Here is a 26,792-nt window from a genome sequence, read left to right as displayed (position 1 = left end):
GGATGCCTAGGTCGTTAAAGGACTATTTGCTTTATTTGGGCACCGGCCTGTTCCTGAGTGTCTCAGTGTCCGCCGCAGAGCCCGGCGCAGGTCATTACACACTGCTCAGCCGCTCGACCGCCAATCAAATGGATGTCCAACTGAATAAAGCCCAATGGCAGTGGATAAAAAACAAGCGCAATCTGATTTTGGGCACATCCTCGCCTGACTACCCGCCCTTCGATCTGACAACCAGCGGGCGCGACTACGAAGGTTTCACCGCCGATTACGCCGGCATCCTCAGCACTACACTGGGCCTGCCCATCAGCATTCGTCGTTACCCCGACCGCGACACCGCGATCCGCGCACTCGAGTCAGGCGAAGTGGATATGCTCGGTACGGCAAATGGGTATGAGGCCCAGCGCTCGGACATTGAGCTGTCCACGCCTTACGCCATTGATCAACCTGTGCTGGTCACTCGGGAAACCGAAAGTCGCCCCTTGACCGAGGGTCTTGCCGGCATGCGCTTGAGCATGGTCTATCACTATCTGCCGATGGAGGTAGTGCGCGCCTTGTACCCCAAGGCCACCATTACTCCGTACCCGTCTTTCCAAAACGCCATAAATGCCGTCGCTTTCGACGAGGCCGACGTATTCCTGGGCGATACCGTTTCAACACATTACATGATCAACAAGGGCTACCTGAAAAACGTGCGAATGGCTAACTTCGGTAAACACGAAGCCTTTGGCTTCAGCTTTGCGGTTAGCAACGACAATCAGGACCTATTGCCCATCATCAATGCGGTGCTCAAAGGAATACCGACCCGTGAACGAGAGAGTATCGCCAAGCGTTGGAGCGCAGGCAGCGACATCCTGCTCACCGACCGCAAGCTCCAGTTGACCGACCGCGAGGAGCAATGGCTGACGCAGCATCCAGTCGTCAGGGTAGCGGTCAGCGATGGCTCCGCGCCGCTGACCTTCTTCGACGCTGAGCAAAACATACGAGGAATTACCGCCGATCTCCTTGAATTGATCAGGCTGAGGACCGGATTGCGATTCGAAATTCATCGCAGCCAAAGCGAACGCAATATGGTCAACCTGATCGAAGAAGGTCAGGTCGACCTGATCGCGGCCCTGGTGCCCAATGCGGAATACGAGCAGCGCCTCAGTTTTTCACGCCCCTACCTTGAGAACTCCTACGTCCTGATAACCCGCAAAAGTGCGGCTGGTGCGCTCAATCTTGATCAACTGGCCGGCAAGTCCCTCGCCCTCACCCGAGGCAATCCACTGCACGACTTCCTGAGACTCGAGCACCCGAACATTCATCTGGTGGAAACGCCGGACACCTTCAGCGCCGTGGAGTTACTGGTCAAGGGTCAGGTCGAAGCCGCCGTCGATTCGTTGGTAATCGCCAACCACTTCATTTCGTCGCAGGTCTTCGAGGATAAGCTGCAGATCAGCGCAACTGTCGGTACCCAGCAAGCAGCCGTGTCACTTGCCACAGCGCGCAACGCCACCGAACTGAGCGCGATCCTCGACAAGGCTCTCCTGAGCATCAGCCCCGAAGAGTTGGGCATCATCAACAGCCGCTGGCGCGGTTACACCGGCACCTCCAGCAGTATATGGCGCAACTATCAGCGCCTGTTGCTCCAACTGGCGCTTGTCAGTGGCCTTTCCCTGCTGTTGCTCCTGGCCTGGAACACTCACATGCGACGCCAGATCAAACAGCGGCGCAAGGCGGAGCGCGCGCTCAATGATCAATTGGAGTTCATGCGCACTCTGGTTAATGGCACACCCCATCCCATCTATGTCCGTGACCGCCAGGGGCTGCTGCAAAGTTGCAACGACAGCTATCTGGAAACCTTTGGCGCCAAACGCGAAGACGTTATTGGCAAGACCATTATGCAAGGCGCCATAAGCAACGCGTTCGAAGCACGCGAATACCAGGCTGACTACCAGCGAGTGGTGGCCGAAGGCGCCCCCTTGATTGTTGATCGGACCCTCAACATCGGCTGCAAAAAACTCACGATCTATCACTGGGTACTGCCCTACCGGGATTCTACGGGCGAAGTTCAGGGCATCATCGGTGGCTGGGTCGACATCAGCGAGCGACGTCGGCTGTTTGATGAGCTCAGAGCCGCCAAAGAACGGGCAGACGCCGCGAACCGTGCCAAGAGTACGTTCCTGGCCACGATGAGCCATGAAATCCGTACGCCGATGAATGCGGTGATTGGCATGCTGGAACTGACACTCAAGCGCGATGGCAATGATGCCCTGGACCGGTCTGCCATAAAGGTCGCCTATGACTCGGCCAAGGACCTGCTGGAGCTCATTGGTGACATTCTCGACATTGCCCGAATCGAATCTGGTCGCTTGAGCCTGGTGCCGGAACGGGTGAATCTCGGCGAAACCCTGGAAGGAGTGGTCAAAGTCTTCGAGGGACTTGCCCGGCAAAAAAATCTCGACCTGGTCCTGGACTTCCCCAGTCGCGATCAACAGCCTGATGTCATGACAGACCCTTTGCGCCTCAAACAGATAGTGTCAAACCTGATCAGCAACGCTATCAAGTTCACCGAGCAGGGCAAAGTCGAAATCACTGTGCGACTGAAGGCCGTAGAAGACTCGGACCAGTTGTCCATGGAGCTCCAGGTCAGTGACTCGGGCGCGGGCATCAGTGAAGACGATCAACGAAGACTGTTCCAGCCTTTTGTGCAAACCGACAATAACGGCCAGCAGGCCAGGAGCGGCGCAGGATTGGGTCTGGTGATCTGCCGCAGCCTCTGCGAGATGATGGGGGGCAATCTGCACCTGAGCAGCCAATCAGGCGTTGGCACCCAGGTTCGGGTCTGCCTGCACGTGAGCGCATTGCCTGACGCGCCCAGCGCGATCATTACGCAAGCCGCCTTGTTCACCCCTGCCCAGACGTCCTTGAATATTTTGGTCGTCGATGACCATCCGGCGAACCGGTTACTGGTGAGCCAGCAATTGGCCTTTCTCGGCCATCACTGCATCACCGCCAACGATGGGGAGGCGGGTTTTCGGACATGGCGGGCGCAGCCTTTCGACCTGGTGATCGCAGACTGCAATATGCCTGTGATGAATGGCTATGAGCTGTGTCGGGCCATTCGCGAGGTCGAACAAGAAGAGCGACACGCCCCCTGTACGGTATTGGGGTTCACCGCCAACGCCCAACCCGAGGAAAAACAACGATGCCTGCAAGCCGGGATGAATGACTGCCTGTTCAAACCCGTCAGCCTGACGACGCTGAACCAATGCCTGGCAGCCCGCTGGGCGAACCCCGAAAACCAGCCTTTCAGCGCCGAGAGCCTGCAGACTCTGACTGGAGGGGACGAAGATCTCGCTCAACGACTGCGCAACGAACTGCTCAAGAGCAATCGCCTTGATCGCCAGGCACTGCTTGACTTACCGGCAGACAGTCCAAGCCAGGCGTTCGTCGATATCGCGCACAAAATCAAGGGCGCAGCACGCATCGTCCAGGCCAACAGGCTCATGGACAGCTGTGAAGCACTGGAGCAAATGTGCCACACGGACTTCAGCCTTGAAAACCTGAGCGCCTGTATCGCGGAAGTCGATAAAGCCATGCTCGAACTGGAGCGAGCACTGCTTCGCCATTCTGCGGCGCACTACACTCCCTGATGCTCTGCCAACCAGCCTGCGTACGTTTGCCAGGCTGGTCGTTATCTGACGCGAGGATTCACGGCAAATAGCCACCGGCTTAACTATGCTTGCTCGCTTGGCAGTGCGTATTGACTTCGGAGAGCCCCCTGCAATGCCCAACTCACTGCTCCAGGAAACACGCCGCTTTCCGCTGCATGTTCATATCAGCGTGATGTTCACGCTCCTGCTGCTGTTCACGGGCATTGTCCTGGGCATTTTTAATTACCGGCAAACCACACAAATCATTCTATCCAGCAGCGAGGAGCTTTTTGCGCGCATAGAGCAGGACGTGCGCGACGATCTGCAGGCTACCTATCAACCCATTCGTCATCTGCTCAATCTGCTGGTGCACAATCCGGCGGTTCAAGGTCCGGATCTCCAACATCGACTGGAATTGCTCACGTCTTTCAGCCAGGCACTTATCGACAACCACGAACTCGCCTCTCTCTACGTCGGCTACGCCGATGGTGATTTCTTCATGGTCCGCCCATTGCGCAGCGACTCGCTGAAAAGCGCGTTGGGAGCGCCTGACGGAGCGGCCTACCAGGTCTGGAGTATTGACCGCGACAGTTTGACCGGGATCAGCCACTCCCGATCACTGTTCTACGATCCGACTCTGAAGTTGCTGGCAAGCGTGGAAAATCCGCAGGAAACCTACGACCCACGCACTCGTAGCTGGTTCAAGAGTGCCGGTGCCCGTGATGAGCAAATCACCACCGAACCCTATATTTTCTTCTCGACCCACAACATCGGCACGACTCTCGCTCGTCGAATCGGCGCCAATGCCGTATTGGGCGCGGACCTGACCCTGGCCCAGTTGTCGGCGACTCTGGCCAGGCACAAAGTCACACCCAGCACCGAAGTCGCATTGTTCGACGGCGACACCAATGCCATCGCCTATCCCGATAGCAACAAACTGATCATCGAAGGCCAGAGTAGCCATCTGGCCAAGGCCAGTGACTTGAGCCCGGCGTTGGGCGCGTTATTGAACAACAACGCGCAAGGCAATCGCCTGGACATCAATCAACGCCCGTGGATTTTTGCCCGCAGCAGTATGCAAGAGGGAGGTCCGCGTGGATTACAGTTGGCGGTGATGGTGCCCGAGGATGAGCTACTGGCCGACGCCTTCCGGGTGCGCTGGCAGGGTGCGCTGATTACGTTGGCGACATTGCTGCTGTGTGTGCCGCTGGGCTGGCTGACCTCGCGAATTCTGGTCAAACCCTTGCGCGCACTGGTCAGGGAAGCAGATGCCATTCGCAGTTTCGACTTCAATTATCCGATGGCTCGCCGCTCCCCCGTATTGGAGGTCGACCAACTGAGCGTCTCGATGGCCCGCATGAAGGACACGCTGGCAAGCTTCTTCGAAATAACCGACAGCTTGTCCGCCGAGACCCGCTTCGAGCCGCTGCTGCAACGCGTACTCTTCGAAACCGTCAAGATTGCACAGGCACAGGCGGGATTGATCTATCTGCGTGAAAGCGACGGCACCCGCCTGATACCCCACGGCCTGGTGATCGATGGCGAATCACAGACACTCCAGGCGTTGAACATTCGTAGCCACGAACCGGAGAGCGCCGACGCGCCTACTTGGCTGCAAAAGCTAATGGACGAGGACTCCGTGGTCAAAACGCTGGGCTTCGAACAGGCCGGTGATTTGCAAAGCGTATTGCTGTCGATGCAAACCCCCAGCGTGCATCTGATCGGTATTCGATTGCACAACCAGCATAACGAAACCGTCGGCACACTGGTTTTGCTGCTGCCCGACAGCGGCGCTCAAGCCGATCTGGAGAAACTGCGGCCGGACCGCATCGCATTCATCCGCGCAGTATCCGGAGCGGCCGCCGTAAGTATTGAAAGCCAGCGCCTGCAGGCTCGTCAAAAACTCTTGCTGGATTCTTTCATCAAGTTGATGGCCGGTGCGATAGACGCCAAGAGCCCCTACACCGGCGGCCACTGCCAACGGGTCCCGGCGCTGACGCTGATGCTCGCCCACGCTGCCGCCGCCAGCCAGGCACCGGAATTCATCGGCTACGATCCGACGGAGGACCAGTGGGAGGAGTTGCACATCGCCGCCTGGCTGCATGACTGCGGAAAAGTCACAACGCCCGAATATGTGGTCGACAAGGCAACCAAGCTTGAAACGCTCAATGACCGAATACATGAAATCCGCACGCGCTTCGAGGTGGTCAAGCGCGATGCGTGGATAGCCTACTGGCAGGGTGTCGCCCAAGGCGAAAGCCCGCAGCAGCTGGCTGAGGTACGTGATGCCACCCTCGCCGCCCTGGATGACGACTTTGCCTTCGTCGCCCGCAGCAACCTGGGTGGCGAAGCGATGGCCGATGCCGATCTACAGCGCTTGCACGACATTGCCCAACGGACCTGGAGTCGGACCCTGGATGATCGCCTGGGTGTGTCCTGGGAAGAAAACCGTCGCCAGGCTCGTAGCCACGCCCCCGTGCTACCCGTCGTCGAGTCCCTGTTGGCGGATAAACCCGAGCACTTATACGAGCGCGACGCTGCCGAACTCATTCCAACGGATAACCCCTGGGGTTTCAAACTCGACGTTCCACCGTACAAATACAACCGGGGTGAACTGTACAACCTGAGCATTACCCGAGGCACGTTGACCCGCGAGGAGCGCTACATTATCAATCACCACATGGTGCAGACGATCCTGATGCTCAGCCATTTGCCGTTTCCCGGGCACCTGAGCAATGTCATGGAGATTGCCGGTGGCCACCATGAAAAAATGGACGGAACCGGCTATCCGCGCCAACTCAGACGCGAAGAGATGAGCCTGCCTGCACGAATGATGGCCATCGCAGATATTTTCGAAGCGCTGACGGCCGCGGACCGCCCCTACAAGAAGGCCAAGACCCTGAGCGAAGCGCTGGGCATCATGGCCTTCATGTGTCGTGATGCGCACATCGATCCGGAGCTGTTCGCGTTGTTCGTCAACGAGAAAATCTACCAGCAATACGCCGACCGATTTCTTCAACCGCAACAAATTGATGCCGTAGACCCGCAGGCACTGCTGGCCAAGGCGGGCCTGGGCGCTTGATCAGCAGTCAGTCAGGCGCAGGAAAATCGCCGCCAATTGCTCGATACCGGCCTGGTCGTCGAGGGTAAATCGCGCCAACAACGGACTGTCCAGATCCAGCACGCCGACGAGCTTGCCATCCTTGACCAACGGCACCACCAACTCACTGTTCGAGGCGCTGTCGCAGGCGATATGCCCAGGAAACGCATGCACGTCCTCTACGCGCTGAGTGCTGAGGGTCGCCGCCGCCGCACCACAGACACCCCGCCCGAAAGGAATCCGCACGCAGGCGATTTGTCCCTGGAATGGCCCAAGCACCAACTCTTCATTGCGGTTGAGGTAGAAACCGGCCCAGTTCAGGTCCTCGACCTGGTTGAATAAAAACGCCGAGAACTGCGCGGCATTGGCGATGAAATCGCGCTCATCGGCCAGCAGCGACTCCAACTGCGCGCAAAGCAGACGATATCCGTCAAGGCCTGCGCCGCTGTTCTGCAAATCGATCATGCCTTGTGCTCCAACAATTTAAGCCCGACCCAATAGCGGGCGAACTGATAGGCGCAACGCCCGTTACGATTGCCCCGTCCAGTCGCCCAGCGCACCGCGAGGATCTCCAGTTCTTCATCACGTTGCCAGGCCAGTCCGGCCTTCGCGGCCAACTGCCCGATCCAATGCTCCACAACGTCGAGAAAGTGTTCCTGGGTAAAGGGGTAGAACGACAACCACAGGCCAAATCGATCGGACAGCGCGATCTTGTCTTCCACCGCCTCATTCGGGTGAAGCTCGCCGTCGACCATTTTCCAGTTTTCGTTATCGCTTTCTTTCTCCGGCACCAGATGGCGACGGTTGGAAGTGGCGTATAGCAGCACGTTGTCCGGCGCCTGCTCGAGCGAGCCGTCGAGCACACTTTTAAGCACCCGGTAATCACCCTCGCCCGACTCAAAGGACAGGTCGTCGCAGAACAATACAAAGCGTTGCGGCAGCTTGGCGATTTGCTCGACCACACGGGGCAGATCCGCCAAGTGATCGCGCTCGATCTCGATCAGGCGCAGACCGCTACCGGCGTGTTCGGCCAACAAGGCCCGCACCAGCGACGACTTGCCCGTCCCCCTGGAGCCCCAGAGCAGCGCATGGTTGGCGGGCATGCCATCGAGAAATTGCCGAGTATTGCGCCCCAGTTGCTCCAATTGCTTGTCGACACCGATCAAGTCGGACAAACGCATGTCCAGACTCACCTCGAGCGGCAACAGAAACCCGCCGCGGCCTTCGCGCTGCCAGCGGGCGGCCAGGCACTGCGTCCAGTCGATGGCGCTGCGCTGCATGGGCAACAGTGGCTCGATGCGAGCCAGTACCGCATCGGCGCGTTCTAGAAAGGCATTCAATCGAGAGTCCACGACTTCTCCTCAGGCACGTTCACGATAATGTTGGGGGGCGGCGGTGTTCAGACAGTCCAGGAACTCCCGATGCACATTCATGATCAGCTATGCTTGGCCCAGAACGGAAACGGAAGTGGTTCAGCACCCGATGGATATCAAATTCACCAACCGGCTCTCTTACAAGCAAGCCAAATTCACCGTGCTGGTCGGTTTCGTTCTGGGTATGGTGCTTAGCCTGGTACAAATAGGCATCGATTATGCCAGCGAAGACGCGTCCATCAACCGGGAAATACTCTCGCTGCTGGAAATCAGTCACAGCCCCGCGTCACGCATTGCCTACAACATCGATGCCGAACTCGCCCAGGAACTGACGCTGGGACTGCTGCGCTCGCCTGCGGTGATCGGCGCACAACTGACCGACAATAACCGTACGGTATTGGCCAACGTAAAACGCGCGCCCACGCAGAGTTCTTACCGCTTGGTCAGCGACTACCTGTTCGGTGCCAACCGCCTGTTCCAGGAACGATTGTTCCTCGAGCACTTGCCGGACGAATCCCTCGGGACGCTGCAACTTGAAGTAGACACCTACGCATTCGGCAGCCGATTCCTTCGCCGGGCTGAAGTCACGTTGTTCAACGGATTTGCCCGCAGCCTGATATTGAGCGGCATTCTCCTGGCGTTGTTCTATGTCATGCTCACCAAGCCACTGGTGCGCGTCATTCGCGAATTGAGTGGGCGCGATCCGCGTATCGCCGAGCAACCGCCACTCGAATGCCCCAAGCGGCATCAGAATGATGAAATTGGCGTGCTGGTCAAAGTCGCCAATCAGCAGTTCGCCAACATGACCACCGAAATCCAGCAACGGCGCGCAGCCGAGAATCGTCTGACCGACTACCTGGGACAGTTGGAAAACATCGTTTCCTCGCGTACCGCCGAATTGAAAGCCATCAATCGCCGGCTGACGGACTCCAACGAAGAGCTGGAAATCGCGCGGCAGACAGCACTGGATATGGCCCAGGCGCGCTCGGTTTTCCTGGCCAACATGAGCCATGAAATCCGCACGCCGCTCAATGGCCTGCTGGGCATGATTGCCCTGTCGCTCGACAGCCCGTTGAACGCGGAGCAACGCCAGCAACTTTCGATTGCCCATGATTCGGGAAAAGTGCTGGTCGAGTTGCTCAACGACATTCTCGATCTTTCGAAATTCGATGCCGGCCAACTGGAACTCGAACGTATTCCCTTCGACCTCGGCTCATTGGTGGAGGACACCGCCAATCTGCTCTCGCAAAACGCTGCACCCAATGTTGAATTGACCTGCCTGATCGACCCGAGCTTTCCGTTCCAGGTAATCGGCGATCCAACCCGGGTACGGCAGATTGTCAGCAACCTGTTGTCCAACGCCCTCAAATTTACCCGTTTCGGTCGAGTGGACGTACGCCTGAGTCAGCTTGCAGAGGGCATCAGAATTGAGGTGTGCGATACCGGAATCGGCATCCCGCAAGAGGCCCAGATCAGGATTTTCCAGCCGTTTACCCAGGCCGGCGCCGGTATCACACGGCAGTTTGGTGGAACCGGACTGGGCCTGGCGTTGACCTTCAATCTGTGCAACGCCATGCAAGGGCGCCTGAGCATCAGTTCGGAGTCCGGGTTCGGCAGCCAGTTCCGCGCCGACCTGCCCCTGCCCACCCATGTTCCGGCACTCGCACCAGCGCCACTGCGAGGCAAGGTCATCGCAATCACCTCGGCCAACAGCGGCCTCGCCGAACTGCTCGACAGCCTGTTGCCCGGCTGGGGTCTGGATTACCAGCAATACCCTCTCGACGCTCCATTGAGCGGTCTCGAAACTGACGTACTGATCACCGATTGCGCTGAATGCCTGTTTGGCCTGCGACCGACAATTGCCGCCCCCATCCTGCTGGTGACGGCCTACGGCAACTTCATGCCCAACGAAGAGAGCATCGCCCTTGCCCCTCTGCAACAACAGGCTCGGCCGTTGGCACGCAATGCGCTGTACCAGAGATTGCGCCACGCACTGAACGCCGGGCAGGACGAGGATCCGCAAACGCTGCAACTGATCAACGCCGTACAACAACGGGGAAGAGTCCTGCTGGTCGAAGACAACCCGGTCAACCAATTGGTCGCCAAGGGTATGCTGGGCAAATTGGGGGCGGACGTGATGGTGGTGTCGCACGGAGCCGAGGCGCTCGACCAACTGGAACTGAACCGTTTTGACCTGGTTCTGATGGACTGCAACATGCCGGTGATGGATGGTTATGAAGCCAGCCGACACATCCGCCGCAGCGGACGCTGGCCGGATCTTCCTATTGTTGCCCTGACCGCCAATGCCATGCCCGAAGAGCGTGAGCGCTGCCGGGCAGCGGGCATGAATGACTACCTGGCCAAGCCCTTTCGCCGCGAGGAACTGGCCGCCATGCTTGACCTGTGGGTGCCCCTCAGGAAAGTGCCTTGATCTGCCCCAGCAACTGATCAAGCCCCACCCGCAACTGATTCAATTGCTGCAAGTCGACGCCGCTGTCGCACAACAATCGCGCCTTGAGCGGCGCCACCTGATCACGCAGTGATTGACCGGCTGGTGCAAGACTCAAATGCACTTCGCGTTCATCTCGCGGTGAACGTTGACGCTGGACCAACTGCATCTGCTCCAGACGTTTGAGCAAGGGCGTCAGCGTCCCGGAATCCAGAGCCAATCGCTCACCCAGGGCCTTCACCGTCGGCTGCTCCGGCATTTGCGCCTGCCACTCCCACAACACCAGCATCACCAGGTACTGCGGGTAGGTCAGGCGCAACTGGTCGAGCATCGGTTTATAACCCCGAATCACTGCCCTGGACGCCGCGTAGAGCTTGAAACACAGCTGGCTGTCGAGCGCCAGCGAATCGCTTGGCTGATCATTCATTTGAGCAGGGCTTCAATCTCGCGGGTCAGGTCCTGCGGCTTGGTGGCCGGGGCGAACCGTTTGACCAACGTGCCGTCCTGACCAATCAGGAATTTGGTGAAATTCCATTTGATGCCCTGAGATCCCAGCACGCCAGGTGCGCGCTTTTTCAACTGGACGAACAAGGGATGGGCGTCGCTGCCGTTGACCTCGATTTTTTTGAACAGCGGGAAACTCACGCCGAAATTCAACTCGCAGAACTCCGAGATCGCCCCCTCGTTACCCGGCTCCTGTTTACCAAACTGATTGCACGGAAAACCCAGTACGACCAATCCTTGATCCTTGTAGGTCTGCCACAGCTCTTCGAGCCCCTTGTACTGCGGCGTGAACCCGCATTTGCTGGCGGTGTTGACCACCAGTAGCGCCTTGCCGGCGAAATCCGCCAAGGTCTTCTGCTCGCCCTTGATGGTGGTACAAGGAATGCTCAACAGGTTATCGGCCATGGGGGCAGGCTCCGCGCAGTAAAAAGGAAGATGTAAACATAGCGAGCAATTTGATTGTGCGCAATTTAATTACCCGTGAAATTGTGCGCACGGCCGGCCACCCCTTCGATGACCAGCCACTGCCCTGTCAGTCGCGCGGTACCAGATCCAGGCACACGGAGTTGATGCAATAGCGCAAACCGGTCGGTGGCGGACCATCGGGAAACACGTGTCCCAGATGCGCATCACACTTGGCACAAACCACTTCGGTGCGGATCATTCCGTGGCTGATATCTCGGATTTCGACCATGGCACTCTCGCCAATGGGCGCGTAGAAGCTCGGCCAGCCGCAACCTGAATCGAATTTCGTCTCAGAGTCAAACAACGGCTCGTTACAGCAGATGCAGTGATAAACACCCGCTGTTTTGGTCCCGTTGTACTTGCCCGAGAATGGTCGCTCGGTGCCTTTGAGGCGACACACGTTGTACTGCTCGGGGTCGAGCATCGCACGCCATTCCTCCAGGGTTTTTTCCAACTTTTCCATAGTCCTGCCTCGGCAATTTAAAAAGCCCGATCTGTACCTTTTCCACGGATCAGGCGGCACGTATGATTGCGCCTCGTCAAACGCCAGTCTGGCAGCCACGCTACACGCATTCAAACGGATTTTGCTGCGGTGTTGCGAGGCGCCGGGTCCACGTGAGAGCGCAGGACTCCCAGTACGGTAGTGCACACAACGTCTGGATCGTTCATTTTCGGGAACACATCGCCATGCAGGTCAGCAAATCGAACAAGCTCGCCAACGTCTGTTATGACATTCGCGGCCCGGTGCTCAAGCACGCCAAACGCCTGGAAGAGGAAGGCCATCGCATCCTCAAGCTGAATATCGGCAACCCGGCACCTTTTGGTTTCGAAGCACCCGATGAAATCCTTCAGGACGTCATCCGCAACTTGCCGACTGCCCAGGGTTACAGCGACTCCAAAGGCCTGTTCAGCGCGCGCAAGGCCGTCATGCAGTACTACCAGCAGAAGCAGGTCGAAGGTGTCGGCATCGAAGACATCTACCTGGGTAACGGCGTTTCCGAACTGATCGTGATGTCGCTGCAGGCCCTGCTGAACAACGGTGACGAAGTGCTGGTGCCGGCCCCTGACTATCCCCTGTGGACCGCCGCGGTGAGCCTGGCCGGCGGTAACGCCGTGCACTACCTGTGCGACGAAGGCGCCGACTGGTTCCCGGACCTGGCCGACATCAAGGCCAAGATCACTCCGAACACCAAGGCGCTGGTGATCATCAATCCGAACAACCCGACCGGCGCGGTCTACTCGCGGGAAGTCTTGCTGGGCATGCTGGAACTGGCGCGTCAGCACAACCTGGTGGTGTTCTCCGATGAGATCTACGACAAGATCCTCTACGACGACGCCGTGCACATCTGCACCGCCTCGCTGGCGCCAGACCTGCTCTGCCTGACCTTCAATGGCCTGTCCAAGTCCTACCGAGTGGCAGGCTTCCGCTCTGGCTGGATTGCCATTTCCGGTCCCAAGCACCACGCCCAGAGCTACATCGAAGGCATCGATATGCTGGCCAATATGCGCCTGTGCGCCAACGTGCCGAGCCAGCATGCGATCCAGACGGCGTTGGGTGGCTACCAGAGCATCAACGACCTGGTCTTGCCCCAGGGCCGCCTGCTGGAACAGCGCAATCGCACCTGGGAATTGCTCAACGACATTCCGGGAGTCAGTTGCGTCAAACCCATGGGCGCGCTCTACGCCTTCCCGCGGATCGACCCGAAAATCTGCCCGATCCACAACGATGAAAAATTCGTCCTCGATCTACTGCTCTCGGAAAAGCTGTTGGTGGTCCAGGGCACCGCGTTCAACTGGCCATGGCCAGACCACTTCCGCGTAGTGACCTTGCCGCGAGTGGACGATCTGGATATGGCGATCGGACGCATCGGCAACTTCCTGAAGTCCTATCGCCAGTAATCACGCCGTCGTCAGGGAGTGCATGACTGACTCCCCGATGACTGATTCAGCAACATATCCTCCTGCCTCACCCGCCCGCTGCGCTTACGTCCTGATGCGATTGGCCGTTTGCACTTGCTCGCGGGGCCCCACGTACGAAAATGCGCGTCGAATTTCACCGCAAGCCATGCGTGAAATATCCTGCAAGCATCTAGAATTTGGCTGTAGGACACAGTTTGAAATAGTCACCCGGTTGAATAGCCCGGTGCATCACCTTATATACCCCGCAGTAAGCTACATCTTTAGCATGAGGAGATTTCTACAACCATGATGCGCATCCTGCTGTTTTTGGCCACTAACCTGGCGGTCGTGCTGATTGCCAGCATCACCCTGAGCCTTTTCGGCTTCAACGGGTTCATGGCGGCCAACGGGGTTGATCTCAACCTCAATCAGCTGCTGATTTTCTGTGCAGTCTTTGGTTTCGCCGGTTCGCTGTTCTCGCTGTTCATCTCCAAGTGGATGGCGAAAATGAGCACCAGCACGCAAATCATCAGCCAGCCGCGTACTCGCCACGAGCAATGGCTGCTGCAAACTGTTGAGCAACTGTCCCGCGAAGCCGGGATCAAGATGCCCGAAGTCGGTATTTTCCCGGCTTACGAGGCCAACGCCTTCGCCACCGGCTGGAACAAGAACGACGCCCTGGTGGCGGTCAGCCAAGGTTTGCTGGAGCGCTTCTCGCCGGATGAAGTGAAGGCCGTACTGGCACACGAAATCGGCCACGTGGCCAATGGCGACATGGTCACCCTGGCATTGGTCCAGGGGGTGGTGAACACCTTCGTGATGTTCTTTGCACGGATCATCGGCAACTTTGTCGACAAGGTGATCTTCAAGAATGAAGAAGGCCAGGGCATTGCCTACTACATCGCGACCATCTTCGCTGAACTGGTGTTGGGCTTCCTCGCCAGCGCAATCGTCATGTGGTTCTCGCGCAAGCGCGAGTTCCGTGCCGACGAAGCCGGTGCCCGCCTGGCCGGTACCAGCGCTATGATCGGTGCCCTGCAGCGGCTGCGTTCGGAACAAGGCTTGCCGGTGCACATGCCGGACACCCTGAATGCCTTCGGCATCAATGGCGGTCTCAAGCAAGGCTTCGCTCGCATGTTCATGAGCCACCCGCCGCTGGAAGAGCGTATCGACGCACTGCGTCGTCGCGGCTGATCCAGGCGAAATAGTAAAAGGGCGACCTCGGTCGCCCTTTTTGTGCCCATACGACTCAGCCGTTGGAGTCGAGAAGATAAACCCGCTCCTGCAAGCCAGCGACGCCAGCCTTGAGGAACTTCGGGCTCTCGCCGAGGATATCGGCTAGCTCCAGGGTTTGCAGGCGCCAGCGCCCACCCAGCAAGACCTCAGCTTCTCCTTCGAGCACCGCAAAGGGCGGCCCCTCAATTTGCACCTGCGGATACTCAAGGGTGATCAACAGGCCCCGAGCACCTGAAGGAAGAATCTTCAGCAGATGCGCGGCATACCGTTCACGCATGGCCGGTGGCAGGGCGATCAGCGCCGCCCGGTCATAGAGCCCCGCACACTCGACCAAATCAGTTGCCTCCAGAGCGAAAAAATCGCCACACCATAGACGGATATTTCCGGCCTCAAATACCGTGAAAGCGCCACGCTGAGTCACGTTCGGCGTCAGCTCATGCCCGGCAAAAAAATCCTCTGCCGCCTTGCGCGACAACTCTACCCCCAATACTTGATGGCCCTGCCCTGCCAGCCACAGCATATCCAGGCTCTTGCCGCACAAGGGCACCAGCACCTGCGCGTCATCGGCAAGATTCAACTGCGACCAGTACCGCTGCAAATATGGATTGATCTGCGCTTGATGGAAGCCGATCTGATTGTCGGCCCAACGCTTTTGCCAAAATTCCGGCTGCATGCATCACCCTGAAAATTCGATCAATATGCCCTAAAACTTATATTAGATTTAGATCAATGATCTGACTGAAGATGGTTCCATCTTAACGCTCAGGACCCTATCCATGTTCCCCAGCCTGTTTATCTCACACGGCTCCCCCATGCTGGCGCTAGAGCCCGGCGCCAGCGGGCCGGCCCTGGCCCGCCTGGCCAATGAACTACCAACGCCCAAAGCCATCGTGATCATCTCCGCCCACTGGGAAAGCCGCGATCTGCGGGTCAGCAGTGGCCAGAACCCGGAAACCTGGCATGACTTTGGTGGATTTCCCGCCGCCCTGTTTGCCGTGCAATATCCTGCGCCGGGCGCGCCACAACTGGCAGCCGAGGTGGCCGAGCTGCTGGCTGCAGACGGCCTGCCAGCGACACTGGATGACCGCAGGCCGTTCGATCACGGCGTCTGGGTGCCGTTGTCGCTGATGTATCCGCACGCCGACATTCCGGTGGTGCAAGTTTCGTTGCCGAGCCAGGCTGGCCCCGAGTTGCAGACGCGCATCGGCCACGCGCTATCCAGCTTGCGGGAACAGGGCGTGCTACTGATCGGCTCCGGCAGCATTACCCACAATCTGCGCGAACTGGACTGGCATGCCGGCCCCGAGAGCGTGGAGCCTTGGGCCTTGGCATTTCGTGATTGGATGGTCGACAAGCTGGCGGCCAACGATGAGGCCGCGTTGCATGACTATCGCCGGCAAGCACCGCATGCAGTACGCAGCCACCCCAGCGATGAACACCTGCTGCCGTTGTACTTTGCCCGTGGCGCAGGCGGTGATTTCAGCATTGCCCATCAAGGGTTCACTCTTGGCGCCCTGGGCATGGACATTTATCGCTTCGGTTAATTGATTGGGCTTTGCTAACGGCAAAAAAAATCCCCGAACCAGTCGGGGATTTTTTTATCTTCGATCAATCAGCCCGAGAGCAGATCAATCTTCGCGATAGCGACGCAGTTTCAACTGCTTACCAGCAACGCGAGTGTCCTTCAGCTTGGTCAGGAGTTTTTCCAGACCATCTTCCGGCAGCTCCACCAGGGAGAAGCTGTCACGTACCTGGATACGACCGATAGCTTCGCGGGCCAGGCCGCCTTCGTTGAGGATGGCGCCCAGCAGGTTCTTGGCGGCGATACCGTCACGCGCGCCCAGCGCGGTACGGCAACGAGCACGACCTTCGGCCAGCGGGATCGGCGCACGACGCTCACGATCACCACGGTCCGGACGATCACCGGAACGCTCTGGACGATCGCCACGCGGGGCGTTGTTCGGCACCAGTGGACGCTCTTTCTCGATCGCGGCCAGGTTCAGCGCTTGACCGTTGGTTGCCTTGCGCAGCAGGGCTGCGGCCAGGGCACGCGGGCTGCAACCGATGTCGGCGGTCAGGCGATCAAGCAGATCACCGTGAGTCGATTCGGCGTCGGCCACCAGCGGCGACAGGCTGTTGGTCAGCTTCTTGATGCGCGCGTCCAGGACTGCTTGTGCGTCAGGCAGGCGAACTTCAGCAACCTTTTGCCCGGTTACACGCTCGATCACTTGCAGCATGCGGCGCTCACGCGGAGTCACCAGCAGCAGCGCACGACCTTCGCGACCGGCACGGCCGGTACGGCCGATACGGTGAACGTAGGACTCAGGATCGTACGGCATGTCAACGTTGAACACGTGAGTGATGCGCGGAACGTCCAGGCCACGAGCAGCAACGTCGGTCGCAACAACGATGTCCAGACGGCCATCCTTGAGGGAGTCGATCACGCGTTCACGCTGGTTCTGGGCGATGTCACCGTTCAGCGCAGCGGCTTTGTAGCCTTTGGCTTCCAGGGCACTGGCCAGGTCCAGGGTCGCTTGCTTGGTCCGCACGAACATGATCAGTGCGTCGAAATCTTCCACTTCCAGCAGGCTCAATACAGCCGAGGTCTTCTGGTCAGCGTGAACCAACAGGTGAGCCTGTTCGATCGCGGTCACGGTCTGGGTCTTGCTCTGGATCTTCACGTGCTTCGGATCGCGCAGGTGGCGCTCGGCGATGGCACGGATCGACTGTGGCAAGGTGGCCGAGAACAGTACGGTCTGACGGCTTTCCGGCATTGCCTTGAAGATGACTTCCAGGTCGTCCATGAAGCCCAGTTTGAGCATTTCGTCGGCTTCGTCGAGAACCAGGTGGTTCACGGTCGCCAGTACTTTTTCGTCGCGACGCAGGTGGTCGCACAGACGGCCCGGAGTGGCGACAACAATCTGTGCGCCATTACGGATTGCTTTCAGTTGTGGGCCCATCGGCGCGCCGCCGTAGACAGCCACAACGGTTACGCCCGGCATTTGCTTGGCGTAGGTTTCGAAAGCGGTTGCAACTTGTAGCGCCAACTCACGAGTTGGGGCCAGGATCAGAGCTTGCGGCTCGCGCTTGGACGGATCAATGCGGTGCAGGATAGGCAGGGCAAAGGCAGCGGTTTTACCGGTACCGGTTTGCGCCTGACCAATCATATCGTGACCGGCGAGGATGATCGGGATCGACTGCTGCTGAATGGCCGAAGGCTCTTCATAGCCGGTAGCGACTACTGCAGCGACAATACTAGGGTGAAGTTCAAGAGCGGCGAAGCCGCCGATTTCCTGGGTCATGGGTCTGCCTCTAAGTGCATCCGCAAAGACCCATGCTCCAAAGCTGCGCATGCCGTGTTGAGACTCAAGAGTCGCCCTGGCAGCTTTGTCGGCGGGGATTTGCGAAAACGAATGAATGAAAAAGAATCGTCAAGGAAGAGTCCGCTGGCGGACGTGCAGCCGAAGCTGACTTCGGGGAATTGCGCTACCTAAACGCGGCCCGGCTAAAGGCCGGCGCGTACTATACCGGAATTCGTTAAAAAAGGGAGCTTTATTTATATGAAAACGCCAGCTAACGCAGGAGTGTCCCAGGCTTTGCGGATAATCGTACAAGGGTCTATTTTTCAAAGGCCCGGTCCTGCTGGTCATCAAGCTTAAACGGTTCACCCTGCAGACTGGTGCCGTCGCTCCGAGACGCCCCTACCCGCCCGAGGATTGCCAGCATGAATCAACCGGATTGCAGTCGTGTCAGCCGGGAACGGCGCGGTCATGTCTGGCTGATCGGACTCGACCGCGTGGCCAAGCGCAACGCCTTCGATATCGAACTGCTCAACGCCCTGAGCCTGGCCTATGGCGAATTCGAAGCGGACAGCGAGGCCCGCGTCGCGGTGGTGTTTGCCCACGGCGATCACTTTACTGCCGGACTCGACCTGGCCAGCGCCAGCGCATCCCTGGCCCAGGGCTGGCAGGTACCAGCTGGCGGTTGCGACCCATGGGGGGTGTTCGCCGGCCCACGAGTCAGCAAACCAGTGATTGTCGCGGCTCAAGGGTACTGCCTGACCATCGGCATCGAATTGATGCTCGCCGCCGATATTAACCTGTGCGCCAGCAACACCCGCTTTGCCCAGTTGGAAGTCCAGCGCGGGATTTTTCCTTTTGGTGGCGCGACGCTGCGCCTGCATCGGCTGTCCGGGTGGGGCAATGCCATGCGCTGGCTGCTGACCGGGGACGAGTTCGATGCCCACGATGCCTTGCACATGGGCCTGGTGCAGGAAGTGATGGCCAGTGAGGACTTGCTGCCGCGCGCCCTTGAGCTGGCCGAACGCATCGCCCGCCAGGCGCCCTTGGGCGTTCAGGCAACCTTGCAGTCGGCGCGCCAGGCCCACCTCGAAGGCGAGGCTGCAGCCGCCCTGGCTTTGCCGCTATTGGCAAAAAAACTGCTCAACAGTGAGGACGCCAAAGAAGGCCTGCGCTCGCTGATCGAGAAACGCAGTGGAGTATTCAAGGGCTATTAGGTCGCCGGACGAATCGCCTTGATCAGTGGCTGCAATGAATAACCCAGGCGTGGCGCCAGGGCGTCGGCGCGGGCGCTGAGCCCCGCGATATCCAACCCTTGATCGAGATCGGCAGGCACCAGCAGGATGACGTTGCCCTCCTTTACCGGTAACTCCCAATAATGTCGGTGATAGAGCCCGCGCAACAAGGCCGCGCCCAATGGCTTGCCGTCATCGGTCGCCCACTGGTTGATGACCAGCCAGCCACCGGGGTTAAGGCGCTTCTGGCAGTTTTCCAGGAAACTCCAGGCCAGATGCCCTACACCCGGCCCGACATCGGTGTACAGGTCGACGAAAATCAGGTCGGCTGGTTCCGCCGTTTCCAGCAATTCCAGCGCATCGCCGATACGGATGTACAACCGCGGATCATCGTCCAGCCCCAGATACTCGATGGCCAGGCGTGGCACATCGGGGCGCAACTCGATCGCCTCGACGTCTTCCAGCGCCAGGAACTTCAGGCACGCCTGGGTCAGCGTCCCAGCCCCCAGACCGAGGAACAGCGCGCTTTCCGGCTGTTCATGGCATAACGCGCCGATCAACATGGCGCGGGTGTAGTCGTACTCGAGCCAACTCGGATCAGCGGTGAATACACAGCTTTGCTCGATCGCATCACCAAATTCGAGGAAGCGATAATCCGCCACTTCCAGCACGCGAATCATGCCGAACTCATCGTGCACTTCGGCGAGCAGATGCTCGACGCGCTCCTCAGTCATTTCCTCTCCTGGTCGTTGCCCGGCTGTTCCGCGGTTGCGGCAAAAGCGCAATTGTCCGCCAAGGGTCGGGAGCAGGTCACGCACTAATTTGCTGATAACATGAGGGCCCCGAGCGTAAACACTAGAGACCGTGATGAGCCAACCCTGGAGCCCTGAAAGCTGGCGCGCACTGCCGATCCAGCAACAACCCCACTACCCTGACGCGGCGCATTTGCAGGCTGTCGAGCAGAGCCTGGCCAGCTATCCTCCCCTGGTGTTTGCCGGGGAAGCCCGGGAGTTACGCCGTCAGTTTGCCGAGGTCACCCAAGGCCGGGCGTTTCTGTTGCAGGGCGGCGATTGCGCGGAAAGCTTCGCCGAGTTCTCGGCGGCGAAGATTCGCGATACGTTTAAGGTGCTGCTGCAAATGGCGATCGTCATGACCTTCGCCGCAGGTTGTCCGGTGGTCAAAGTCGGCCGCATGGCCGGGCAGTTCGCCAAACCCCGTTCGGCCAACGACGAAACCATCGACGGCGTAACCCTGCCGGCCTACCGTGGCGATATCGTCAATGGCATCGGCTTCGACGAAAAAAGCCGGGTACCGGATCCTGAGCGGCTGTTGCAGTCCTACCATCAGTCGACTGCTACCCTGAACCTGCTGCGGGCCTTCGCCCAGGGCGGCTTTGCCGACTTGCACCAAGTCCATAAATGGAACCTGGACTTCATCGCCAACTCGGCGCTGGCAGAAAAATACAGCCACCTGGCCGATCGAATCGATGAAACCCTGGCCTTCATGCGCGCCTGCGGTATGGACTCCTCGCCGCAACTGCGCGAGACCAGCTTCTTCACGGCCCACGAAGCCTTGCTGCTGAATTACGAGCAAGCCTTTGTCCGTCGCGACAGCCTGACCAATGACTACTACGACTGTTCGGCCCACATGCTGTGGATCGGCGATCGCACCCGCCAGCTCGATGGCGCCCATGTCGAATTCCTGCGCGGAGTGAACAATCCGATCGGGGTCAAGGTCGGGCCCACCATGAATACCGATGACTTAATTCGTTTGATCGACGTGCTCAACCCGGACAACGACCCCGGTCGCCTGAACCTGATCGCCCGCATGGGCGCCAATAAGGTCGGCGATCACTTGCCGCAGCTGATTCGCGCCGTCGAGCGCGAGGGCAAGAAAGTGCTCTGGAGTTCCGACCCGATGCACGGCAATACCATCAAGGCCAGCAGCGGCTACAAGACCCGCGACTTTGCACAGATCCTCGGCGAGGTGAAGCAATTCTTCCAGGTCCACCAGGCCGAAGGGACCTACGCCGGCGGGATCCATATCGAAATGACCGGACAGAACGTCACCGAATGCATCGGCGGCGCTCGCCCGATTACTGAAGATGGCTTGTCGGATCGCTATCACACCCATTGCGATCCACGGATGAATGCCGACCAGTCACTGGAGCTGGCGTTCCTGATCGCAGAGACCCTGAAACAGGTTCGCCGCTAACCTGCATCAGCCCGCCAACGCCACCCGCAACCGCGCCGCACTGGCGCGGGGGCAATTGAGCTGAATGCTGGACAACCCCAGCCAATCGGCCAGACGCCGCAGATTCAGAGCCAATGCCTGCATACCCTCCTCATCCAGCCCTCGGGTTTCTTCATGCACCGCATGCACAGCCAGGCGATTCGACGCGCGCTCGGCCCGCAAATCGACCCGCGCCGCTATGCGTTCGTGGTGCAAAAACGGCAAGACGTAATAGCCGTACTGGCGCTTGCCCGGCGGCGTGTAGATTTCCAGGCGATAGTGAAAATCGAACAGGCGCTCGGTGCGGCTTCGCTCCCAAATCAATGAGTCAAAAGGCGAAAGCAAGGCACTGGCGTTGACCTTGCGTGGCACAGTCACTTCCATCAGGCAGTAGCCTGGTTGCTTCCAACCCTGCACTTCGCAACGTTGCAACAAACCTTCCTCCACAAGTCCGGCCAAGGCCTGGCGACACTCCAGGACGCCGAGCCGGAAATAATCGCGCAAATCCTTTTCAGTGCCGACACCTAACGCAGCCGCAGCGTGCAGCACCAGCGTGCGCTGCGCCTCGGACTCGCCCAGGACAGGCTGCTGAAGAATAGATACGGGAATCACTCGCTCCGGCAGGTCGTACAACCGCTCGAAACCACGGCGCCCCGCCACTGTGACTTCGCCGGCGGCAAACAACCATTCCAAAGCGTGTTTTTCAGCGCTCCAGTCCCACCAGGGTCCGGCCCGCTCCTGACGCGTCGACAGGCTACCCGCGCCCAACGCGCCCAATTCTTCCACCGACGCCAAGACCCGGCGAATGGTGTCCTGTTGCTCACGCCCAAAACGTGCGAGCTGCTGATAGATCCCCTGACCCTGCGCCGCACGCTGCATACGCCAGCGCATCAGCGGGTACATCGACAACGGAAGCAGCGAAGCCTCGTGCCCCCAATACTCGAAGAGGGTGCGCTTGCGCCCCTGACTCCAGGCCGCCAGGTCGAGTAGTTCGGGAGCATAGTTGCCGAGGCGGGAAAACAGCGGCAAATAGTGCGAACGCACCAGGGCATTGACCGAGTCGATCTGCAACACCCCCAGGCGTTCGATCAGTCGGTTGACCTGTGTCGACTTGACCTGCGCTGCTGGCTGGCGCCCGGAAAAGCCCTGGGCATTGAGCGCCAGTCGCCTGGCCTGTTTCAGAGAGAAAGCGAGGGAAGTAGTCATTGCGCGACTTTTTGGGGGGGACTCCCTTACCTTAGTGGCAAGCGAGACCGAGGCCAAGCAGATGGGTCAGCGTTTGAGGGGGTCATCCCAAAACGGCCGGGAGGTCTCCCTAAGCACATCCAGCCGATTCAGGCCAATGTCGCGCAGTTGCTCATTACTCAAGCGCGCCAACTCGGCGCGGTTCTGACTCAACTGCCGCCAGCGGTTCACTTGCGCCACAGCGCTGCGCAGGCGTTGACCGGCGGTACGGGCTCCAGCTCGAACGGGTGTTCTTTGTCGTTCCATGACACTACTCCTCGAAAAATGAGGGCGCAGTCTTGTCCAGGTGACGATGCCGGCCCAGCAAAGAACCGTGACCGCCGATGTCCTCAACGGCACAAGCCTCAACGCAGAGCCTTCGGCTATATGCGCTGAAGCCGTGACCGAAGATTTCAACAAGCGCTATTTACCTAACCCCATGGGGTCTTCCCAGAAATGTCGCTCAGACTCCTGCTCGACATCCGCCCGGCTCAAGCCAATGTCCTTCAACGCCTCATCACTCAGGCTGGCGAGCAACATGCGCTCGCGGTGGAGTTGATACCAACGCCCGAGTTTTTCCAGCATCAGGTGCGCTGAGAAACCAGGGTGGGAAACTGAATCAATCTGCTGGTACGCTTTTTGACCTTTCATCGTCTTGCCCTCCGTTGTGGATGGCTCAAGTTTCGCTCCGGGTTTAAGATCAATCCAACGAATGTTTCTAATGCAACACATCTCGGAGATTGATGAGTGAGCCAATTCCCCAGCATCGAGACCGACGTTCTGCGCACTTTCGTCGCGATTGCCGACCAGGGTGGCTTCACTCGCGCAGGCGAAATGGTCAATCGCACGCAATCGGCCGTCAGCATGCAGATGAAACGCCTGGAAGAAGATGTGCTGCAACGCCAGCTGTTTCAGCGCGACGGGCGTCAGGTCAAGCTGACCGCAGAGGGTGAGGTGCTGCTGGGTTATGCGCGGCGTATCCTGAAATTGCACAGCGAGGTGTTCAATACCCTACGCGAGCCGCACATGGTGGGCACCGTACGCATTGGCACGCCGGATGACTATGTGATGCGCTTTCTGCCCGGAATTCTCTCGCGCTTTGCCCAGTCCTACCCGCTGGTGCAGATCGAGGTGCATTGCGAGTCGTCCAAGCAACTTCTCTTGCGCCAGGACCTCGACCTGTCCATCGTGACCCGCGAACCCGGCAACGAAATCGGCCAGCTGTTGCGCAAGGAGCGTTTTGTCTGGGCCCAGGCCCAGTGCTACAACCCTGTCGAGCAATCACCCTTGCCGCTGGCGATGTTCAACAGTGACTGCTTCTGCCGTCTTTGGGCCTGTAATGCGCTGGATGCCGCCGGACGTGAATACCGCATCGCCTACAACAGTTCGAGCCTGTCGGCGCTGATGGCAGTGGTCAGCGCCGGGCTGGCGGTGACCGCTCAATTGGAAAGCCTGATCCCGCAGGACATGCGCATCCTCAGCGAGGCCGAAGGCCTGCCCCAACTGCCCGAGGCGAGCATCATGCTGCTGCGCAATCTGCATAATCCGTCGCCGATTACCGAATGCCTGGCGGAGCACATCGTCGAAGGCTTCAAACTTTAAAGGCGAGCATCACCGCGCAGAGCACCAGAAAACCGCAGAACAAACCGCGTAGTAGCCGCTCCGGCAGGGCGTGGGCAATCTTCACGCCCCAACTGATACTGAGCAGACCGCCCACCGCCATGGGCAACGCGATGTGCCAGTCGACTTGCTGGTGCAGGGCGTAGGTCGCCAGGGTCACACCGGTGCTGGGTAAAGCCAGTGCCAACGACAGGCCCTGGGCCACCACCTGGGTGGTGCCAAACAAGCTGGTCAATACCGGCGTTGCGACCACAGCGCCGCCCACCCCGAACAAGCCACCCATGACGCCGGACGCCGCGCCCAGCACCCCGAGCCAGGGCCACGAATAGCGCATCTGCGCAGTCGGTGCCGCCGCAGTCATGAACATGCGCATCAGGTTGTAGACCGACAAGGCCACCAGAAACACCACGAACCCGATGCGCATCACCTGAGCGTCGACCCCCACCGCCCAGATCGAACCGAGCCAGGCAAAGCAGAACCCCATGGAGGCCAACGGCAGCGCGTGGCGCAACTCGATGCGATTACGTTGGTGATAACGCCATAACGCCAGCATCACGTTCGGCACCACCATGACCAGAGCTGTGCCCTGGGCAAGCTGCTGATCCAGGCCAAATAACACGCCCAGAGCGGGAATGGCGATCAAGCCACCGCCGATTCCAAACAAACCACCTACGGTCCCCAAGGCTGCACCGAGCAGCAGGTACATCGTCAACTCAATCACAGGTCAAATTCCCTCACGTCAATGGGTGCATCCTACGCAGTCGGGGCTAGCGGGGAAACGCACAGCAACGCACAATGGCTATGCCAAATTCGCACAAGCAATCCTCCATGAACCCCACAACGCTCACCGATCAATTAGGTTTATTCCTTGATGTCGTGGAAACCGGCAGTTTTTCCGCTGCGTCCCGACGCCATCCGCTGACACCCTCCGCCGTCGCCAGGCGTATCGATAGTCTGGAACAGGCGCTCGACAGCCAATTGTTCGTGCGCACCACTCATGCTGTGCGTCCTACTCCAGCGGGATTGGCGTTTGCCGAGCGAGCCCGACGCATTGTCGGCGAGTTGCGCCTGGCGCGGGCCGAGGTCGCCTCCCTGAGCAGCGCGCCTGAAGGACTGATTCGGGTCGACGCCCCCGCAGCCTTCGGCCGCAGGCACCTGGCGCCGGTGATCGCCGACTTTCTCCTGCTCTACCCGGGGCTGGATGTGCAACTGCACCTGATCGACAGCTTCGTGGACATGCACGGCTCGCACCTGGGCAAAGTCGATCTGGTCCTGCGCGCAGGTCAATTGGCGGACACGCGCATGGTGGCGACGCCTTTGGCCAACATGGTGCGAATTGCCTGCGCCAGCCCGGAGTACCTGAAGCGTCGTGGTACACCGCAACAACCGAGCGAGTTGGTTAACCACGACGGCCTGGACTGGGATGGCCTGGCCCCGCCGTTCGCCTGGCGTTTCGAGCAGGACGGGCAAATGCAACTGCATCGGCCGCAACGCATCCGCTTGAGCGCCAACAATGCCGAAGCGTTCCTCTACGGTGCACTCTCGGGCTTGGGCATTGCTCACCTGCCCACTTGGCTATGCAGTGAATACCTGCTGCGTGGCGAATTACTGCCATTGTTCTGCGACAATGGTCTGCCAAAACCCGAGAACTCCGGGATCTATGCCTTGCGCCTGGAGCAACAGGCCAGTTCGCGCAGCCGCTTGCTCCTGGAGTACCTCAAGAGCCGTTTCAGCCCGGTGCCACCTTGGGATCTGGCACTGCAGCGCGACTTCAACCGCCTGTAACTGAATAATCCCTGGCGCGTTAAACACTCGCCCACTAGATTCATCACGACCACCGTTCAAGGTTTAAACATGACCCGCCAGAGCGATACCCCGGACCCTTGCGACAATCTGTTGTTGGACAATCAACTGTGCTTTGCCCTGCACTCCACCTCCCTGATGATGACCAAGGTCTATAAACCTCTGCTGCAGGCCTTGGGACTGACCTATCCGCAATATCTGGCGATGATGGTGTTGTGGGAAGAGGACGGGCTGACGGTAGGCGAAATAAGTGCCCGTTTGCTGACTGATCCCGGCTCCCTGACGCCGCTGCTCAAGCGTCTGGAAAGCGAAGGCCTGTTGAGCCGCACCCGCAGCCGCGAGGACGAACGGGTGGTGATCGTCAAACTGACCGAACGCGGCCAGGCCCTCAAACAACAAGCCCGCGACGTGCCGCCCTGCATCCTGGGCGCCAGCGGTCTGGCGCTGGAACAAATGCGCAAACTGCAAGAGGATCTGCAAAACCTGCGCAGCCATTTGCAACACAGCCTGTAATTCCTTCCTGACACGCGATCCGTACGCTTGATCCCACGCCACTTCCAGACAGTCACCTCGCGCTCGCGCTGATTTCGACAGACGAACGGCGAAACAAATTCGAGCATTTATCTTGAGCGCAAAACATTAGCGCGATACATTTATCTCGCACTTACTTAGCGCGCAAACCTTTAGCGCAAACACCCATTCAGAATGAGGCTCCCGT

Annotated in this window: 23 protein-coding genes; 11 read left to right on the top strand and 12 right to left on the bottom strand. The window is 59.1% G+C overall.

Going from position 1 to position 26,792, the window contains the following annotated elements:
* Positions 1 to 2 precede the first annotated feature (2 nt).
* Positions 3 to 3,635: a transporter substrate-binding domain-containing protein gene (locus NR126_RS10530; RefSeq protein WP_256830178.1), complete on the top strand. Its 3,633-nt coding sequence runs from the start codon at positions 3 to 5 to the stop codon at positions 3,633 to 3,635.
* A gap of 133 nt (positions 3,636 to 3,768) precedes the next feature.
* On the top strand, positions 3,769 to 6,717 hold the full coding sequence (locus NR126_RS10525) for an HD domain-containing phosphohydrolase (RefSeq protein WP_256830176.1): 2,949 nt from the start codon (positions 3,769 to 3,771) through the stop codon (positions 6,715 to 6,717).
* On the opposite strand, the gene NR126_RS10520 is transcribed toward NR126_RS10525, so the two are convergent.
* Both NR126_RS10520 and NR126_RS10515 read right to left on the bottom strand, forming a co-directional pair.
* Complete coding sequence (locus NR126_RS10520) at positions 6,718 to 7,200, bottom strand: GAF domain-containing protein (protein ID WP_027620177.1); 483 nt, start codon at positions 7,198 to 7,200, stop codon at positions 6,718 to 6,720.
* Positions 7,197 to 8,087: an ATP-binding protein gene (locus NR126_RS10515; protein WP_027620176.1), complete on the bottom strand. Its 891-nt coding sequence runs from the start codon at positions 8,085 to 8,087 to the stop codon at positions 7,197 to 7,199. The genes NR126_RS10520 and NR126_RS10515 overlap by 4 nt, the downstream gene beginning before the upstream one ends.
* A gap of 130 nt (positions 8,088 to 8,217) precedes the next feature.
* On the opposite strand from NR126_RS10515, the gene NR126_RS10510 reads away from it, so the two are divergent.
* Entirely contained in the window at positions 8,218 to 10,539 is a 2,322-nt protein-coding gene (locus NR126_RS10510; RefSeq protein WP_081786401.1) for a response regulator, read from the top strand.
* On the opposite strand, the gene NR126_RS10505 is transcribed toward NR126_RS10510, so the two are convergent.
* The 3 genes from NR126_RS10505 to msrB all read right to left on the bottom strand — a co-directional run bounded on the left by NR126_RS10505 (position 10,523) and on the right by msrB (position 11,989).
* Positions 10,523 to 10,984 (bottom strand): MarR family winged helix-turn-helix transcriptional regulator, encoded by a 462-nt coding sequence (locus NR126_RS10505; protein WP_027620174.1) that lies wholly within the window; start codon positions 10,982 to 10,984, stop codon positions 10,523 to 10,525. The two genes, NR126_RS10510 and NR126_RS10505, sit on opposite strands and share 17 nt — an antisense overlap.
* On the bottom strand, positions 10,981 to 11,466 hold the full coding sequence (locus tag NR126_RS10500; protein WP_027620173.1) for a glutathione peroxidase: 486 nt from the start codon (positions 11,464 to 11,466) through the stop codon (positions 10,981 to 10,983). Before NR126_RS10500 ends, NR126_RS10505 begins: the two co-directional genes overlap by 4 nt.
* 127 nt (positions 11,467 to 11,593) lie before the next feature.
* A complete protein-coding gene (msrB, locus tag NR126_RS10495; protein WP_027620172.1) occupies positions 11,594 to 11,989 on the bottom strand; it encodes a peptide-methionine (R)-S-oxide reductase MsrB in 396 nt (131 codons plus the stop codon).
* A gap of 224 nt (positions 11,990 to 12,213) precedes the next feature.
* On the opposite strand from msrB, the gene NR126_RS10490 reads away from it, so the two are divergent.
* The gene (locus NR126_RS10490; RefSeq protein WP_027620171.1) at positions 12,214 to 13,425 is read left to right on the top strand and encodes a pyridoxal phosphate-dependent aminotransferase; all 1,212 of its coding nucleotides are present in this window, start codon (positions 12,214 to 12,216) and stop codon (positions 13,423 to 13,425) included.
* Positions 13,426 to 13,731: 306 nt separating this feature from the next.
* Complete coding sequence (gene htpX, locus NR126_RS10485; RefSeq protein ID WP_027620170.1) at positions 13,732 to 14,619, top strand: protease HtpX; 888 nt, start codon at positions 13,732 to 13,734, stop codon at positions 14,617 to 14,619.
* Positions 14,620 to 14,674: 55 nt separating this feature from the next.
* On the opposite strand, the gene NR126_RS10480 is transcribed toward htpX, so the two are convergent.
* Positions 14,675 to 15,334 (bottom strand): thiopurine S-methyltransferase, encoded by a 660-nt coding sequence (locus NR126_RS10480; RefSeq protein ID WP_256830174.1) that lies wholly within the window; start codon positions 15,332 to 15,334, stop codon positions 14,675 to 14,677.
* Between the two features lie 103 nt (positions 15,335 to 15,437).
* On the opposite strand from NR126_RS10480, the gene NR126_RS10475 reads away from it, so the two are divergent.
* Positions 15,438 to 16,205 carry a class III extradiol ring-cleavage dioxygenase gene (locus NR126_RS10475; RefSeq protein WP_256830173.1) on the top strand — a complete coding sequence of 256 codons (768 nt, stop codon included), beginning with the start codon at positions 15,438 to 15,440 and terminating at the stop codon, positions 16,203 to 16,205.
* Positions 16,206 to 16,289: 84 nt separating this feature from the next.
* Here NR126_RS10475 and NR126_RS10470 read toward each other — a convergent pair whose 3' ends face one another.
* Entirely contained in the window at positions 16,290 to 17,963 is a 1,674-nt protein-coding gene (locus NR126_RS10470) for a DEAD/DEAH box helicase (protein ID WP_027620167.1), read from the bottom strand.
* A gap of 422 nt (positions 17,964 to 18,385) precedes the next feature.
* Here NR126_RS10470 and NR126_RS10465 point away from each other — a divergent pair, with 422 nt between their 5' ends.
* Positions 18,386 to 19,177, top strand: a complete 792-nt coding sequence (locus tag NR126_RS10465; protein ID WP_027620166.1) for a crotonase/enoyl-CoA hydratase family protein — start codon at positions 18,386 to 18,388, stop codon at positions 19,175 to 19,177.
* Here NR126_RS10465 and NR126_RS10460 read toward each other — a convergent pair.
* On the bottom strand, positions 19,174 to 19,929 hold the full coding sequence (locus NR126_RS10460; protein ID WP_027620165.1) for a spermidine synthase: 756 nt from the start codon (positions 19,927 to 19,929) through the stop codon (positions 19,174 to 19,176). The genes NR126_RS10465 and NR126_RS10460 overlap by 4 nt on opposite strands.
* Before the next feature lie 133 nt (positions 19,930 to 20,062).
* Between NR126_RS10460 and NR126_RS10455 the strand changes: the two genes are divergently transcribed.
* Positions 20,063 to 21,409 (top strand): class II 3-deoxy-7-phosphoheptulonate synthase, encoded by a 1,347-nt coding sequence (locus NR126_RS10455; protein ID WP_105753770.1) that lies wholly within the window; start codon positions 20,063 to 20,065, stop codon positions 21,407 to 21,409.
* Positions 21,410 to 21,415: 6 nt separating this feature from the next.
* Here NR126_RS10455 and NR126_RS10450 read toward each other — a convergent pair whose 3' ends face one another.
* From NR126_RS10450 to NR126_RS10440, 3 genes are all read right to left on the bottom strand, one after another.
* The gene (locus tag NR126_RS10450; RefSeq protein WP_256830171.1) at positions 21,416 to 22,633 is read right to left on the bottom strand and encodes a winged helix-turn-helix domain-containing protein; all 1,218 of its coding nucleotides are present in this window, start codon (positions 22,631 to 22,633) and stop codon (positions 21,416 to 21,418) included.
* A 66-nt stretch (positions 22,634 to 22,699) separates the two neighbouring features.
* Entirely contained in the window at positions 22,700 to 22,918 is a 219-nt protein-coding gene (locus tag NR126_RS10445; protein WP_256830169.1) for a DUF1127 domain-containing protein, read from the bottom strand.
* Positions 22,919 to 23,074: 156 nt separating this feature from the next.
* Positions 23,075 to 23,302 carry a DUF1127 domain-containing protein gene (locus NR126_RS10440; protein ID WP_027620161.1) on the bottom strand — a complete coding sequence of 76 codons (228 nt, stop codon included), beginning with the start codon at positions 23,300 to 23,302 and terminating at the stop codon, positions 23,075 to 23,077.
* A gap of 96 nt (positions 23,303 to 23,398) precedes the next feature.
* Between NR126_RS10440 and NR126_RS10435 the strand changes: the two genes are divergently transcribed.
* Positions 23,399 to 24,253 carry a LysR substrate-binding domain-containing protein gene (locus NR126_RS10435; protein ID WP_256830167.1) on the top strand — a complete coding sequence of 285 codons (855 nt, stop codon included), beginning with the start codon at positions 23,399 to 23,401 and terminating at the stop codon, positions 24,251 to 24,253.
* Here NR126_RS10435 and NR126_RS10430 read toward each other — a convergent pair.
* Positions 24,243 to 24,992 (bottom strand): sulfite exporter TauE/SafE family protein, encoded by a 750-nt coding sequence (locus NR126_RS10430; protein ID WP_027620159.1) that lies wholly within the window; start codon positions 24,990 to 24,992, stop codon positions 24,243 to 24,245. The genes NR126_RS10435 and NR126_RS10430 overlap by 11 nt on opposite strands.
* A gap of 107 nt (positions 24,993 to 25,099) precedes the next feature.
* Here NR126_RS10430 and NR126_RS10425 point away from each other — a divergent pair, with 107 nt between their 5' ends.
* Positions 25,100 to 26,056, top strand: a complete 957-nt coding sequence (locus NR126_RS10425) for a LysR family transcriptional regulator (RefSeq protein WP_027620158.1) — start codon at positions 25,100 to 25,102, stop codon at positions 26,054 to 26,056.
* Positions 26,057 to 26,125: 69 nt separating this feature from the next.
* The gene (locus tag NR126_RS10420) at positions 26,126 to 26,587 is read left to right on the top strand and encodes a MarR family winged helix-turn-helix transcriptional regulator (RefSeq protein WP_027620157.1); all 462 of its coding nucleotides are present in this window, start codon (positions 26,126 to 26,128) and stop codon (positions 26,585 to 26,587) included.
* Positions 26,588 to 26,792: the final 205 nt, after the last annotated feature.

The organism is Pseudomonas sp. Pse1 (assembly GCF_024519635.1).
Taxonomy (GTDB): domain Bacteria; phylum Pseudomonadota; class Gammaproteobacteria; order Pseudomonadales; family Pseudomonadaceae; genus Aquipseudomonas.
Note: the sequence above shows the minus strand (reverse complement) of the source record. Positions and strands in the feature narration are given on the sequence as shown.

Bases quoted from the DNA above. Each gene is read 5' to 3' on its own strand.
- NR126_RS10530 (WP_256830178.1), top strand. From the start codon at position 3: ATGCCTAGGTCGTTAAAGGACTATTTGCTTTATTTGGGCACCGGCCTG.
- NR126_RS10525 (WP_256830176.1), top strand. From the start codon at position 3,769: ATGCCCAACTCACTGCTCCAGGAAACACGCCGCTTTCCGCTGCATGTT.
- NR126_RS10520 (WP_027620177.1), bottom strand. From the start codon at position 7,200: ATGATCGATTTGCAGAACAGCGGCGCAGGCCTTGACGGATATCGTCTG.
- NR126_RS10510 (WP_081786401.1), top strand. From the start codon at position 8,218: ATGGATATCAAATTCACCAACCGGCTCTCTTACAAGCAAGCCAAATTC.
- NR126_RS10505 (WP_027620174.1), bottom strand. From the start codon at position 10,984: ATGAATGATCAGCCAAGCGATTCGCTGGCGCTCGACAGCCAGCTGTGT.
- NR126_RS10500 (WP_027620173.1), bottom strand. From the start codon at position 11,466: ATGGCCGATAACCTGTTGAGCATTCCTTGTACCACCATCAAGGGCGAG.
- msrB (WP_027620172.1), bottom strand. From the start codon at position 11,989: ATGGAAAAGTTGGAAAAAACCCTGGAGGAATGGCGTGCGATGCTCGAC.
- NR126_RS10490 (WP_027620171.1), top strand. From the start codon at position 12,214: ATGCAGGTCAGCAAATCGAACAAGCTCGCCAACGTCTGTTATGACATT.
- htpX (WP_027620170.1), top strand. From the start codon at position 13,732: ATGATGCGCATCCTGCTGTTTTTGGCCACTAACCTGGCGGTCGTGCTG.
- NR126_RS10480 (WP_256830174.1), bottom strand. From the start codon at position 15,334: ATGCAGCCGGAATTTTGGCAAAAGCGTTGGGCCGACAATCAGATCGGC.
- NR126_RS10475 (WP_256830173.1), top strand. From the start codon at position 15,438: ATGTTCCCCAGCCTGTTTATCTCACACGGCTCCCCCATGCTGGCGCTA.
- NR126_RS10470 (WP_027620167.1), bottom strand. From the start codon at position 17,963: ATGACCCAGGAAATCGGCGGCTTCGCCGCTCTTGAACTTCACCCTAGT.
- NR126_RS10465 (WP_027620166.1), top strand. From the start codon at position 18,386: ATGAATCAACCGGATTGCAGTCGTGTCAGCCGGGAACGGCGCGGTCAT.
- NR126_RS10460 (WP_027620165.1), bottom strand. From the start codon at position 19,929: ATGACTGAGGAGCGCGTCGAGCATCTGCTCGCCGAAGTGCACGATGAG.
- NR126_RS10455 (WP_105753770.1), top strand. From the start codon at position 20,063: ATGAGCCAACCCTGGAGCCCTGAAAGCTGGCGCGCACTGCCGATCCAG.
- NR126_RS10450 (WP_256830171.1), bottom strand. From the start codon at position 22,633: ATGACTACTTCCCTCGCTTTCTCTCTGAAACAGGCCAGGCGACTGGCG.
- NR126_RS10445 (WP_256830169.1), bottom strand. From the start codon at position 22,918: ATGGAACGACAAAGAACACCCGTTCGAGCTGGAGCCCGTACCGCCGGT.
- NR126_RS10440 (WP_027620161.1), bottom strand. From the start codon at position 23,302: ATGAAAGGTCAAAAAGCGTACCAGCAGATTGATTCAGTTTCCCACCCT.
- NR126_RS10425 (WP_027620158.1), top strand. From the start codon at position 25,100: ATGAACCCCACAACGCTCACCGATCAATTAGGTTTATTCCTTGATGTC.
- NR126_RS10420 (WP_027620157.1), top strand. From the start codon at position 26,126: ATGACCCGCCAGAGCGATACCCCGGACCCTTGCGACAATCTGTTGTTG.